14 protein-coding genes are annotated in these 13,607 nt (G+C 47.5%); 10 read left to right on the top strand and 4 right to left on the bottom strand.

Translation table 11 applies throughout. The annotated features are described in order from the left end of the window. Positions 1-145: 145 nt before the first annotated feature. The gene (locus tag QUA40_RS09085; RefSeq protein WP_333124244.1) at positions 146-313 is read right to left on the bottom strand and encodes a metallothionein; all 168 of its coding nucleotides are present in this window, start codon (positions 311-313) and stop codon (positions 146-148) included. A gap of 145 nt (positions 314-458) precedes the next feature. On the opposite strand from QUA40_RS09085, the gene QUA40_RS09090 reads away from it, so the two are divergent. Continuing rightward, positions 459-866, top strand: a complete 408-nt coding sequence (locus QUA40_RS09090) for a metalloregulator ArsR/SmtB family transcription factor (RefSeq protein WP_333124246.1) — start codon at positions 459-461, stop codon at positions 864-866. A 2-nt stretch (positions 867-868) separates the two neighbouring features. On the opposite strand, the gene QUA40_RS09095 is transcribed toward QUA40_RS09090, so the two are convergent. Next, positions 869-1,069, bottom strand: a complete 201-nt coding sequence (locus QUA40_RS09095) for a heavy-metal-associated domain-containing protein (protein ID WP_333067593.1) — start codon at positions 1,067-1,069, stop codon at positions 869-871. A gap of 140 nt (positions 1,070-1,209) precedes the next feature. Continuing rightward, a complete protein-coding gene (gene aroF / locus QUA40_RS09100; protein WP_333124249.1) occupies positions 1,210-2,061 on the bottom strand; it encodes a 3-deoxy-7-phosphoheptulonate synthase in 852 nt (283 codons plus the stop codon). A gap of 28 nt (positions 2,062-2,089) precedes the next feature. On the opposite strand from aroF, the gene QUA40_RS09105 reads away from it, so the two are divergent. From QUA40_RS09105 to QUA40_RS09115, 3 genes are all read left to right on the top strand, one after another. Continuing rightward, positions 2,090-2,215 (top strand): hypothetical protein, encoded by a 126-nt coding sequence (locus QUA40_RS09105; RefSeq protein WP_333124252.1) that lies wholly within the window; start codon positions 2,090-2,092, stop codon positions 2,213-2,215. Between the two features lie 458 nt (positions 2,216-2,673). Next, positions 2,674-2,862 carry a plasmid partition protein ParG gene (locus QUA40_RS09110; protein WP_333124255.1) on the top strand — a complete coding sequence of 63 codons (189 nt, stop codon included), beginning with the start codon at positions 2,674-2,676 and terminating at the stop codon, positions 2,860-2,862. 408 nt (positions 2,863-3,270) lie between these two features. Beyond that, positions 3,271-3,678 (top strand): hypothetical protein, encoded by a 408-nt coding sequence (locus QUA40_RS09115; RefSeq protein ID WP_333124258.1) that lies wholly within the window; start codon positions 3,271-3,273, stop codon positions 3,676-3,678. 4 nt (positions 3,679-3,682) lie between these two features. Here the strand turns inward: QUA40_RS09115 and QUA40_RS09120 are convergent, their stop codons facing one another. After that, positions 3,683-4,573, bottom strand: coding sequence for a sulfotransferase domain-containing protein (locus tag QUA40_RS09120; RefSeq protein ID WP_333124260.1), 891 nt, complete (start codon positions 4,571-4,573; stop codon positions 3,683-3,685). Positions 4,574-5,126: 553 nt separating this feature from the next. On the opposite strand from QUA40_RS09120, the gene hpsA reads away from it, so the two are divergent. The 6 genes from hpsA to QUA40_RS09150 all read left to right on the top strand — a co-directional run bounded on the left by hpsA (position 5,127) and on the right by QUA40_RS09150 (position 13,523). Further along, entirely contained in the window at positions 5,127-10,139 is a 5,013-nt protein-coding gene (gene hpsA / locus QUA40_RS09125; protein ID WP_333124263.1) for a hormogonium polysaccharide biosynthesis protein HpsA, read from the top strand. Positions 10,140-10,179: 40 nt separating this feature from the next. After that, positions 10,180-10,818, top strand: coding sequence for a hormogonium polysaccharide secretion pseudopilin HpsB (gene hpsB / locus QUA40_RS09130; RefSeq protein WP_333124266.1), 639 nt, complete (start codon positions 10,180-10,182; stop codon positions 10,816-10,818). Positions 10,819-10,903: 85 nt separating this feature from the next. Further along, on the top strand, positions 10,904-11,932 hold the full coding sequence (hpsC, locus tag QUA40_RS09135) for a hormogonium polysaccharide secretion pseudopilin HpsC (RefSeq protein ID WP_333124269.1): 1,029 nt from the start codon (positions 10,904-10,906) through the stop codon (positions 11,930-11,932). 58 nt (positions 11,933-11,990) lie between these two features. Further along, on the top strand, positions 11,991-12,599 hold the full coding sequence (locus QUA40_RS09140) for a GspH/FimT family pseudopilin (RefSeq protein WP_333124271.1): 609 nt from the start codon (positions 11,991-11,993) through the stop codon (positions 12,597-12,599). Positions 12,600-12,711: 112 nt separating this feature from the next. Further along, the gene (locus QUA40_RS09145) at positions 12,712-13,350 is read left to right on the top strand and encodes a Uma2 family endonuclease (RefSeq protein WP_333124273.1); all 639 of its coding nucleotides are present in this window, start codon (positions 12,712-12,714) and stop codon (positions 13,348-13,350) included. After that, complete coding sequence (locus tag QUA40_RS09150) at positions 13,329-13,523, top strand: hypothetical protein (protein WP_333124276.1); 195 nt, start codon at positions 13,329-13,331, stop codon at positions 13,521-13,523. The genes QUA40_RS09145 and QUA40_RS09150 overlap by 22 nt, the downstream gene beginning before the upstream one ends. Positions 13,524-13,607: the final 84 nt, after the last annotated feature.

Genomic DNA, 13,607 nt, shown 5'->3' on the forward strand with positions numbered 1-13,607 from the left:
GTCTATTAATGCAGTCTTAACCTTAAGTTAGCTTTATTTTAACTTTTCTTTAACCTAAAAGCAAAAAAATTGGGAAATGCGCTATTCGCATCTCCCTTTAGATAGATTTTAAAGTGGTTGATTAACCTTTTCTGAAGCCGAATATTTACTTGTGGCACTCGCAGCCGGCGTGGCCGCAGCCTTGACCGTTGGGGTGGCCCTCAGCGCAAGCAGTGGAACAGTATGTTTTGCCGTCTTTTTCAATGGCTTCGCTGGGGCTGACAACGCACGAACATGAAGGACAGGCACATTTTGTTTGGGTGGCAGTAGTCATTTTAGATTTCCCTCGTGGTTTGTTTGTTGATAATTATATCTGAACACATATTCAGATATAAGTCAAGGGAATGTAAAACTTTTGTAACAAAAGGTTTGCCGATCGCACTAAAATGAAAATGAGAATTAAAACCAGGCGGGAAAAGATGTCACCCAACTCTGCTGTTAATGGAGCGATACGTCAGCCTCGCGAACAAAACGATACACCAACGTGCGATCCATCGCACCTAGTTGACTGTTTGCGGACCGGGAACATCCAAACACAAGTTCTCAACACCGCAAAAGCGCAGCGGATGGCAGAGTTTTTCAGTCTTTTGGGAGATGCCAACCGCCTGCGGCTGCTGTCGGTTTTGGCAAAACAAGAACTGTGCGTGTGTGACTTAGCTGCGGCGTTGAGTATGAGCGAGTCAGCAGTATCGCATCAGTTGCGGGCATTGCGGGCGATGCGGTTGGTAAGTTACCGCAAGGTTGGGAGACAAGTTTTTTATAGTTTACTCGATCGCCACGTTTTTGAACTTTACCAAGCAGTCGCCGAACACTTAGACGAAGCCTAATATTATTCTCCTTGGATGGTGTGGCCTGTCACCACAACCGCCTGTTTAATTGATTCTTCAGAAGCTTGAGCCTCAACCGTAACAGTCTTAGCTGCCACATCGACATTGACAGAAGCATCGGAGTCAACTGTTTTGATGGATTTGGTAATTGTATCACCGCAGCCAGAACAGACGATCGACGGAACTTTGAGTACCAGTGCCATAATAAAACCCAACTCTTGTAGATGACAGTATTGATTGTGCTTTTATTTTAATCTAATTTCGCTTTCAAAGCAAAAGGGCGCCAGAATAAATTCTGACGCTACAAGAAGTATCTCTTCCGGCGCAGATTAATGACTGATGACTAATGACTGATGACTAATGACTTAGTATCGGGTATGCACCGCCCAACGGCGACGGCTACAGGCCGCAAACTCGCAACTAAATCTACCATATCTGCCAAAGAAAGAGCTTGCCGCGCGTCAGAAACCGATTTTTCCGGTTGCGGGTGACACTCAACAATTAATCCGTCTGCACCGCAAGCAACCGCTGCTTTGGCGAGTGGTGCGACTAATTCTCGCTTGCCGACAGCGTGAGAAGGGTCTACAATTACTGGCAAATGAGTTAACTGTTTCAGCGCTACGACTGCACCTAAATCTAATACGTTTCGCGTGTAATTGTCGAAGCTGCGGATGCCTCTTTCGCAGAGAACTACATGAGGATTTCCGTGGCTGAGAATGTATTCGGCGGCCATCACAAATTCTTCGATTGTGGCTGACAAGCCGCGTTTTAGCAGGACTGGTTTTCCGGCTTGACCGATCGCCTTTAGTAACTCGAAGTTTTGCATATTGCGACTGCCTACTTGCAGCATATCAGTATAAGTGACAACTGGCTCGATTTGGGCGATCGACATTACCTCTGTCACCACAGGTAAACCGTAACGCCGGCTGACATCGGCTAAAATTTTGAGTCCCTCAATTCCCATCCCTTGGAAAGCATAGGGAGATGTGCGAGGTTTGTAGACTCCGCCTCGCAAAGCTTGCACCGATGCTGCTGAGAGTTGGCTGGCGACTGTTTCCATTTGTTGGGAACTTTCGACGGTACAGGGGCCGCCGATGATTAATAATTCTGTGCCACCGACTGAGACTGTTTCTGAGAGTTTGACTATTGTTTGGTGTTCGGGATGAGATTTGGTGACGAGTTTGGCTTCTAACATGAGGGTATTTTCCTGGAAATTTAAGTGGATGGTTGACAACAAAAAACCCGAAACTTTTAAGGAGTTCCGGGTTGGTGCGAAAAGACAGCGCGACAATTTACCCAGAACTCCTGTGGGGCCAAAAATAAAAGCTGTAGTACCAGTTACTGAATAATGTCATTGCTGTTTTCGCTTGTACTCGATTGGTTGTTGGGGAAAAAAGTAGAAAAAACAAAACCGCAGGTGTTAATCTGCGGTTCGCCCGGATGTTCACAGTGAATTGTAAATTCACTCCGGGCGAACTCTCCAGTACCAAAAATAAAAATTGCTGCTTGTTGTGAACATAGGTGAAGTGCTGCGATTTGTGGATTAAACACAATACTACTTGACAAGCTAGCACAGACTGGTAGGAATGTCAAGCATTTTTTTGCAAAATGTAGCGAAACGGCATTGCCGTTTAACTCGGCGCGGTTGTCGTTTTTTTGGCTATGTCTGTTACTATATCGACATAGGGACAAAACGATAAGTCCTTATATCGACAAACGACCCTATCCGATCGCGCGCCTGTGTGTCAGGCTAGACACATAGACAAATCGATATAGCGATATGGAAACTTTGACTCCAAGTAAAACTGTGTCCGTAAAAATTTATCTACCTGAAGAGACAAGAGCCAAGTTCAAAGCATCTTGCGCCATGCGTAGCCTCAGCATGAATGAGGTTCTGTTGGAGTACATCGAAACTTGGTTACATGAAAATGAACCCGTTTTAGACCCAAAGCCCCAGCGCGTCAAGACGATCGCCAAAACTGAGGAAACAGACTGATGACCGATCGACTATATCGCAATACGGTTCAGTTAACACTGCTAATTCCCCGGAGATCCCCCTAAATCCCCCTTAAGAAGGGGGACTTTGAGCAATTTATTGTCCCCCCCTTTTTAAGGGGGGCTAGGGGGGCTCTGTCTTATCTGAACCGTATTGGACTATATCGAATAAACGGCATCCTCGAACCAACCGCGAGGGGCAAATGCTGAGAGATTCAGATAACCCAGAGAAATCTTGGGAGGATTTAGAAGCCGAACTGCTTCCTCACCGTCCTTTTTATGCCCCCGGCGAAACTGAAAATTGAAAAAGACCTTTATGCTAAGCGACGATGTGTTCAGCAAAAAATGAAGGCTGAAAAACGCCCCGATATTGCAGGCCGCTCTTATTACTACTGCACGGAGACAAATAATGATGACTAACTCGAATTACCGACTGCTACCTGCCAGAGATGAGTATGTCCAAGTGTCTATCTATCTCAATCGGGTGCATTTGGACGGATATACGCCCGATCGCGCGATCGTACAATTGATCGAAATGGGTTATGCTCCTACTTTGCAATATCAGTGGAATCCAAAACGAAATGAGTTTGATTTATTTGCTCTAATTCACGATCGCCCGATCGCAGATTCACTGATGGATAAACAGGCTTGTGATGCTCTCTGGGCTGCTTTTAACGAATCTTCGCTTTACGTGATTGGTTGCGAGGGGGCCCAAAATCCTAACTGGCTAGCGGCACGCAGCTTTAATGATCCGCGCCGTCACGCTACGCCGGAGGAAATCGAGCCTCTGCAAGCAAATGCTACGGCCACTGCTTAATATTTTAGTCCCAGCCGAAATCTCGATCGCACAATTCGGCCAGTCTTTGGTTGTGCGATCGAAAATATGTTCTCAATTGGTCGTATACTGTCTCGCCGATGGGCGGATATTGGGTGGCGTTGTACTTTTCGTAGGTTTGTAGTTGGTGCGGCGGCAATTCTAGAAATTTTAAGACGCTGTTGTATGTGCCGAAGGGATTGGTATACAAGTCTTCGCTTTTGAGGATTAAAAGTTGTGATTTGGGAAAAAGTTTCATCCAGGCTGGGAGTTGATCGGCGTAAATGCCGCGGGTTAAATAACTGTGGTGTTGGTGTTCGTAACTGTAGTAGTTTGGGTTGGCTATGAGTTTTTCTATTTCGCCTTGGAGTCTTTCGGGTTCGGAGGCGATCGCACTTTCTAATGATAGGGATTCGTAGCCTATTTTGATATAGTAATAATAGTGGGAAATTGCGCGTTCTACTGGGTTTCTCAGCAGGGCGATTATTTTAACTTTCGGGCATAAATCGTGGATTCGTCGCGGAACTTGGGGGTGACAGATATAGTAGGGGCTGGCTTCTCCGGTTAGTAGATTTTCGCCTGTTTGGGACTGGGGAAATTGGGCATAGTACCAGTCTGGGCTTTTGTCGAAGTTTAAGTCGAAGTAATGGATTTCTTTTTCGGCGGCGGGGAGGATTTGGGGATGTTGGATTAGGTAATTGTACAGAGAGGTTGTGCCGCCTTTTTGGGCACCGATGATGATGAAGTCGGGGGGTTTGGAGGGTTGTTTCATTGGTGGGGATGGTAGGTTGATATTTGGCACTTGTACTGACAGTGTGCCGGGGGGTAAAACGAAAATTCGATCGCACTGACATCTTGCACCATTTTGGAGAACAGGCAAGATGCCTGTTCCACTCATAGTTCAATTTTCTTGTGGGGTGGGCCGAAGATCCCGCCCCTAAAAGGCTGATTGGCAAGGGTGCAAGATTTGAGATCGCACTTTGAGGTATCGCGGAAATTCGATCGCCCAATTTAGATTCGATCGCACGGATACGCCTAACCACAATTCGATCGCCCACTTTACATTCTAGATTCCGGTGGTTGAAACCGAGCTTACACAAACAAAGCCCGTCTGGGCGGGCTGGGAAATACATCGGATAAGATCGCGATCACTGTTTTGGGGTGATCTAATTCACTCTCGATCTTGGTACTGACATTTCTATTTAACTAGATTAGAGTGGAGTTAGGGAACTCTCATCCTTGCGGGGCAAATCTTTCTCGGAAAAATATATTATCGGGGGTGGTTTTGGTTGCGGGTTTGTGGGTTTTATTTTTCAGCCAAAGTACAGATTTAAATTTGTGCAAGAGACTGATATGTAAGTTGCAAAAAATGGGAACAATAAAGATGGGATTGTACTGTCGAGCAGTAACTACCTGCAATACCATCTCTGAAATTATTCAGGAAGGCGTCAATGTTTAAGAGCAAATTATCCAAAGTTATCGTATCCCTGCTGCGGCGGATTGCTGGTGTTACCAGATCCGGGGCTAAGCGGCTGATGAGAGCAATGCTGCAAGCGCTGATGGCTATGGGCCGCAGGGCTAAACTACCGATGGCGGGGTTTGTGCTGCCGACGGTGACGATGGTGTTGCTGGTAGTGATTTTGTTGACTGTGGCGATTACGCTGCGATCGTTCGATCGGGCGAATACGGCGCGTAACGTGCGCGTGAACCAGCAGGTGCTGGCGGCCGCGACTCCCGCGCTAGATCGGGCAAAAGCAAAAATTCAGTTTATGCTGGATCAAAGCCAGGGTAGGGGTACTCCTTCCGATGCAGATTTGTACCTGCTGATAGCAAACCCAATTCCAACAAGTGGGACTGTAACCGATTATTATACCTTCGGGGACGAAAAACGTCTGAAACTTCAGTATAACCTAGACGGTACCGGCGGCATAACTCCCGATCTTCGCGTTAACGATCCTAATTTTAATATCGAAACAAATGAATCTATAAACACTGCTTGGAGATATCCCGTCGATACGAACAACGACGGCAAATTTGACACTTTTACGCTCTACGGCATATTCTTCCGCACCCCCCCAAGGGACGACACTAAGCTTAGCCCTACTCTGGGTGAGTTCTTAAGACCAAGAAAACCGCTGGAAGCAAGAACGCCGCCGATGTCGGTGGCCGGACTTAATCCTAAGTGCTTGCAGGGTGGAGGTACTGCTGCTAGTTTAGCGGGCGACTCAGGCTGGTACAGGCTAGACGGCAAACTTAAAAAAAGTTTTTTTGTTTATACAGTTAACGTACCCATAACCGATACCGAAGCGACCGCATTGGGTAGTAATTATCAAAAATTCACAGGCACTACCAGCATTTCAGCCCTGGAATATCAGCAAGACCAAAGCCGCATTCCTATCGCCAACAACGCGGTGGTTTATGAAGACGATTTAGAAATATCGCCGGGACCTCCGCTGAATCTAAATGGGCGGCTATTTACAAACAGTAATTTACTGGTATCAGGGGCGGCTAACGCTAACAGCATCAAACTCTATCAGGTCAGCAGCCCAGAGTCTTGTTTCTACGAGCAAGAAAACAGCAAAATTGTTGTCGCAGGCAATGTAGTAAATGGTCTGTCAACTGACAACACGACCAAAAATGCAGTGGACGTACACCTTTACAAAAAAGCTAGCCTGCCTGGGAGCGGAAGAACGGCATTCATGCTGGGTAAAAAATTAGAAATTAAGACCAGTGAGGAATCAGCTAGCAATCCTACCTTAGACGTTCTTTACAACAACGAAGCCTATACAAAGCGCCTAGATTTGCTAGTAGAAGCGCAGATGGGAAACCCCGCCAGCCCCAACCCCGAGACTAACGATCCGTTGTTAGTGCAGCAGCGGCCTAAGCAGACCCAAGATCGCAAACAAGCGCTGACAGAATATTTTAAACAGCTCACCCGGAAGGTTCCTTTTGCGGAAGTGCCTCTTGTTGGAGGAGACGCAACGGCAGGGTACGGTCTTGCATGGGCAACACCGGCCGGAACCCCACCCATTCTAGGCACCCAAGACACCCTAAGACCTGTAGACAAATGGAGCCTTCCAAACCCTGGAGACACCAACATCAACCTAAAGCTGGATAAGCTATACGCAACCAACCCCATACCAGAACCTCCTACTGAAGAAGAATTGCTGGGCGATCGCGTTGTGGCTGGCAACAACTTGCCAGCCCTCAGATGGGACGGCGCCAAATTTATCAAGACACCGGAAACAGTAGCAGCGAAGTGGAATCCGACCGACGGCGGCACTACGCGGGAAAGATCGCCACAGGTGACGAAGCTCGCGGATGTCGGAGCGATCGATCGCGACGGTTTCTGGGAAGGAGAAGCGGCGAGAAACCCGGAAAATCCATTAGACGGCAATGGCGGCTTGCGTGTCATTACTGGTGCAGGGGTTTACGAGCGCAAATATTCTTTCCTGCCACCCCCCAGTTGGGTAAATTCTGCTGGGACTACCGTAACTGGGGACACGGCAACTTACGACGACCCGGCAACTCCCGCTACAGAAACGTTCCCCGTCGTCTGGCCGGACTCTATGCCGATGTCGCCACTGGGTTTAGGGTCTCAAGTTTATAACAATAGTGTTCCAGGCCCTTTTGATCCGACAAAGTGGGTTCCCTTTGTCGGAACCGCGCCAGCCACTCCTTATCCTCCGGGAGGACTACCGCCATTTGGGCTGCCATCCCCCGTTACAGGCTCGATCGACCCCAACACTCCCCAGTATGCCAAGGGCGATTTGCGGATGCGGGCAACAGTAGTTTATCACTATGCAGATAGTCCCCCGGCGAAGGGAGAGTTGAATGACAAACCGCTAGCCTGCATCAGCAGCTATTATGACCCCAGCACGGCTTCGACGGCAAGAAATTTAAGTACACTTCCAGATGTCAGCGGTCAGCCTGTAGGAGATCCTTTTGGAGAACTAGGAGTTCGCGGCAGTCAAATTGGGTCTAATAACGGCATCACCTACCCCTCCCCAGGAGTGGGAGCCAGACCAAGCGGAACTGCCACAGTCGCTGCTAATGGGTTGTTGAGCGGTAGCGGAAATGTGGCGTTGGACGCGCAAGCTAATTTAGTCTTCCCTGACGGTCGGTTTGCCAACAAGCCGTTGAGAGAGGCTCTTGTGGTGGCTCCCGCCGCTCGCACTTTAGCACAAAAAGCTGCTATTGACTCTACTCTTTGCGCTCTGGGAATTCTCAAGGGTACTATAGCTCCCAATCCGGCATTGATTCCTCACGGGGCAATCAGAGAAGTAGCATTTTTGAACGGTCGAGAAATCAAGGCGATCGATCGCGATGACTGGACAACAAACGTTAACGAAGCCTTTACGCTGAGCAGCCCCACCACAGTAGCGCAAGCAGCAAAATTAACAGGGAACTATAATCTGCCTTTAGAAGAACGGGAACCCCTAGAAATTCGCGCTACTCGGATAGACCTCGATTTACTGCGGCGAACTAAACCTTCTGGAATCAACGAGCCTTTACTGCCAAACAGCGGGATTATTTATGCCAGTCGCGACGACGCGCTGCCCGATCGCAGTTTTCGCCCAGCTCTTGCCACAGGTGGCATAGATGAAAGTAGGAGCGCAACAGTCAGCCCCACAGATTCCCTACTAGATCCTACTCGCAAGCCCAACGGAATTCTACTTGTTAATGGTAAGGAGCTAGCCAGAGTTCCCGGCCCCGGTACTACTCCTACTGTGGCGGATGTAGTCCTAGAAAAGGGGCTGACTTTGGCATCTAATTTGCCCGTTTATATCCAAGGTGATTTTAACCTTCACTCCCACCAAGAGTTTGATCCGCCCGGTGATTTGAGTAGCTTTTACGATCGTACAAACCTCGATAAAAACTTTGCCTGTCGCCCAAATGACCCCCGATTAGCTGGTAATTGTACAACAGGCGATACTTGGCGTCCCGCAAACGTACTATCAGATGCTGTCACCCTGCTTTCACAAAATTACCGTTTTGGCTTCCGCAACGAGGGAGATTTTGACCTCCGAAATAATGCCGGTGCTGCTGCTGTAATGCCTCGCAAACAGCAAGGATTTTACAGCAACAACTTTGTCACAAACGGACTTTCCAGCGGGGCATTCACAGCTACGAGCGGCAAATTAGTCAACACAGGAGGCACAGCACTTACGGATGCAAATTACGCAAACAACAGCAATCCTGTTAATAGTTCTTACTTCAACAACTTCGTCACTCCAGTACAGCGACGCGGGGCTTTCCCAGAGTATGTAATGGAAGTTTGTAACAAAATCCCAGTTTCTGCCTGTGAGGATAAGGACTGGTATGTAAATCCGGCAACACTTGGCAAGGCAACAGTTGGTGAGGACATTATCGCTAAAAAATATCTGGCAGGAACAACTGCTATTGCGCCAGCGCCAGAATTGCAGCGCTTCCCCCGCCGTGTTGCTTTTTTGAGAAGTCTTCGTACCGCTACAAGTGACCCGCTGGATACGCCAACGGCTCCTGTGCCATTAGGGATTAGCGGCACAACAGTTGCTAATGGGCCAGGCACAAATCTAACAACACCTAATTCTCTGTGGTTTGGCACGACTGCTACATCAGGCGCTAATGCGGTGACTTACGGTTCAGAAAAATTTCCCTTTGTGTTTAACCAGGCTAAGAAGGACGGGAGCGGTGCAGATCTGCCACAATTAGCCACAAATGACAAATGGCAGCCGCTACTAATGCCGGTTTTGCAGATCCAAACTGTGACGACAGCACCAGTGGCTACTTCATCGACCAGCTTGCCATCAGGTGCAGGTGTCGTGGCCGCTACCGGTTGGATACCCAAGGCTGTAAAGACAACATCTAATATGGTTGTAGGCTCGAATGATACTCCTTCCCGATCGCTTGGTAGTGGCGTCGGTGACTCTAATGGCGGTGTGCAAAATTTGGCCCGATTCTTGGAAAGCTGGGATGCGAACGTAGAATCATCGGTAATCCAGGGTGCCTTTATCCAGTTCAACCGGAGTGCCTACAGCACCGCGCCCTATATCCCAATTCTTAATCCGGTGGCTCCGCAGCAGAGTGCTCAAACTAAATTGCGCAGTCTTTTCGATTCATCGCCAAACCCACCGAGCCCACCTGCACCAAGTATCACTTACAGTGGCGGTACTCCATTGCCTTATTACAGAACCAGTAACGCCAACATCACCGTTAGTGGCAATCAGGTAGGTCGCCTTCCCTTCTTCACGCCGCCCCTGCGGAGTTGGGGTTTTGACGTGGGTCTGCTATCTCAGCCGCCCGACTTGTTTACCCGAAAGTTCACGACTCCTCCCTCAACACCTACCCCGGCCGAGTATTTCCGGGAAGTACCTCGGAATGACGAGTGGGTAAAAACTTTGATGTGCGGAGTGGTAGAAAATACCACCACGAAAGCCACCGACACCCTCACAACTGCCGAGCGAAATAACTGCTCCACTTAACCCTCTAACTTTCCGCCGCGCAATTACTGGAGTCCTATTTATGACTAAGCGACAACAACAAAATTTATCCCAGTCACGAGATGGTGGCTACACGATTATCGAGTCATTGGTAGCGATGATTGTAGTTTCGGTGCTGATGATTGCGATCGCCCCTGTAATGGCTTTCTCAGTAGCAACTCGCGTCCAAGCGCGGCGGACGGAACTGGCCACGCAGGCGGCTAAAGCTTACATTGACGGTTTGCGATCGCAGTCAATTAAGTTTAATGACGCCACAATAAAAGGGTTTCCCGCTAGATACACAGCGACAACTCAGGCAGATTTGGCTAACGCACCAGTTCCGGGAAATAACGCCGATTTATACTGCGTTGACATGGATGGAACAGGACTTTGTGAGACGAGTAGCACTAAAGATTTTTACGTCCAGGGCGCTTGGCTAAATCCCGATCCATCTATTACTAATAACGATCCCACATTAAAAGGCTATCAGCTCTTAGTCCGAGTTTACAGGGCTGATTCCTTTGCTTCGGGTGTAACTTTGAATCCGACCCCAAAGACTGCGAAGCAATCTGTTGTGGGTTCTGGTTTGGGCGATCGGACAAGGCCAGTAGTAGAAATGTCTACAGAGATTCCCGCTACCGGAAATCCTTCGTATAAGTCAATCTTGGATCGCCTCAAATAATAATGAACTACTGTATGCCCATAACTACAGTGAGTGTTATTAGCTTAAAATCCCTCCCAATCACTCGGCAAAGGAAGAAGTAAAAATGAAAAGTTTACTCAGGTTGCTTCTCAAAAGTCAGCACCAAAAAAATCACTTTAAGCAAGCTCAAACCGAAAAGGGCATGACTCTGGTCGAGCTATTAGTCGGAGCGATTATGGCCTTTTTAATCATTACCCCGATGCTCGGTTTTGTAGTCGATATGCTCAATACCGACAGGAGGGAACAAGTCAAGTCAAACACCGAGCAAGACCTTCAGGCCGCCGTTGATTTCATCGCCCAAGATTTGAGTCAAGCTATTTATATTTACGATCAGAAAGGAATCAATGCTGTTAATAATAGCACTCTTCCTACGAGTGGAAAATTACCTGCTCCTGCTAACGGAACTCCAATCCTCGTGTTCTGGAAGCGACAACAGATAAAAAATTCTGTTCCTATTAATCCGACTGTTACTGCAAAACCAAACACCTGCGATACTAAGCCTGGTGAATGCAACGACACCTACGTACTTTCATTAGTTGCGTACTACCAGTTTAAAGACAATAACCTTACTTGGTGTCAACCTTCAGGAGGCACTTGTCCTACCCGTATTGCCCGCTATGAAATTAGAGATGGAGTAAAAAACCCGTCAACTTTGGCTTATTACCCTGACACTGAGACAACAGATGCTCAAAAGAAAGATCCAGCTTTTAACTCACTGTTCGATCTCAGCAAGCCAACAGAAAATGTGACTGTTGTGGGACAGACAGCAAAAAATCCGGAAGTTCTGGTTAATTACATCGACCACAGTACAGCCAACGTTCCAGTTCCACCACAGTGCAAAACTACTCTTGGCGTCACAGACCTACCAGCACCAGCACCAGCATTAACTCAAGGAGATTTATTAACAGCCGACGGCTCAACCAATAGCTTCTACGCTTGTGTAGATACAGCTAAAAACATAGCCCGAGTTACTATCAGAGGAAATAGCCTGCGCCGCCTTCAACCAAACGATGCTGAGTTCAAAACAAGCAGTTCGGCATATTTCCCAACAGCAACCGTTCAAGTACAAGGTTTAGGTGCACGAGGAAAGTAACTGATGCCGGAAACACATTTCCGAATCGCCGCCCGCCGATAAACAATAGGATAATACCATGAAAACCCCACCAATATTATTAAAATTTTTGCATAACTTGGCTGCCAAGCCCAGCCCTAATTTCAACAAAACTGTATCCAGAAAAGGCGATGGAGGATTCACCCTTCTAGAAGTGCTGGTGATAGCGTTAATCATAGGTATATTAAGCTCGATCGCCGCTCCAAGCTGGCTGGCATTCATCAACAGACAAAGAGTCCGCACTGTGAACGATCGAGTTTTCCAATCATTACGAACTGCACAAAGCGAAGCAAAGCGAACGAAGAGCAGTGTCACAGTTACATTCAATTATGCTCCTAATGCTAGTCCCGCTATTGATCCGCCAACCGTTACGATCAATAATATTACCCAGCAGTTAAATGCCGGAGGCGAAATTAAACCCCAAACCATTGCGCTTACCGTTAATACACCTGCTGCTCCTACCACGCCTCCAAACTCGATCGTTTTTGATTACCAAGGCAATCTCACCACAGGTATAACTCCATTTTATGTCACAGTTGCTCCATCTCGCGGCGGTACAAAGCAGTGTGTAATTGTGGACACTCTTCTAGGAGGAATGAGAACAGATGAAGGGACATTCGATACCTCAACAGGAAAGGGTTGTAAGTAGCCCCCCTAGATATTTTTTAATCCATAGCATCAATTCCGCATAAATGCAGAATTGCTAAAATATATTAACTTAAATTATTTTATATTTCAAATCATATTAAAACAGTCAAAATATGCAGTTAGAACTAAAACAAATAATCATCCAGCCAGGAAATCAACTATTACTCAAAGACATAACCTGGCCCATGTTTGAAACCCTACTAACGGAATTGGGAGAAAGTCGCGCATCCAGACTTTCCTACAGCAAAGGAACATTAGAAATCATGGTTCCCCTACCCGAACACGAAGTTGGCAAAGAAAATATTGGGGACTTAGTAAAAATTCTCCTTGAAGAATTAGACAGAGAATTTTGGTCTCTAGGTTCCACCACCTTCAAAAATCAAAAAATGGCTCAAGGAGTAGAACCAGATACCTGTTTCTACATCCAAAACGAAGCCGCAGTCAGAGGCAAAAATCGCATCGACTTAGAAACAGACCCACCTCCCGATTTAGCCATAGAAATCGACCTCACCTCCCGCACTCAGTTCAACAACTACGAAGTATTACGAGTACCCGAATTGTGGCGCTACAACGGCCGCAACCTGCAAATCAGTGTATTGCAAAATGGAAAATACATACAGTCCGATCGCAGTCTCCAGTTTCCCAACTTCCCCATCACCGAGCTCATCCCCCAATATTTAGAACAAAGCAAAACAGCCGGCAGAAACGTCGCCATGAAAGCCTTTCGATCTTGGGTGAAAGCGCAAATTTAGCGGGGGCGATCGGGCAAAACCCACACCGTGCGATCGAATCAATACCGGCGATCGAATCAATACGGGCGATCGAATCACTACCGGCGATCGAATCAATATGGGCGATCGACAAATTTTCTGTAGGGAAACGCCACTGCCATCTCCTTACCCCCAGCTTTTTTAAATTCGCATAAATTTTCACTTAGCGGGTGACAACGTACCTATAATGCTTGCTGCATAAAGGATAGAGCCAAGAAGCCGCGCTGAAAATAGAGACG

It is taken from the genome of Microcoleus sp. Pol11C3, assembly GCF_036701485.1.
Lineage (GTDB): Bacteria > Cyanobacteriota > Cyanobacteriia > Cyanobacteriales > Microcoleaceae > Microcoleus.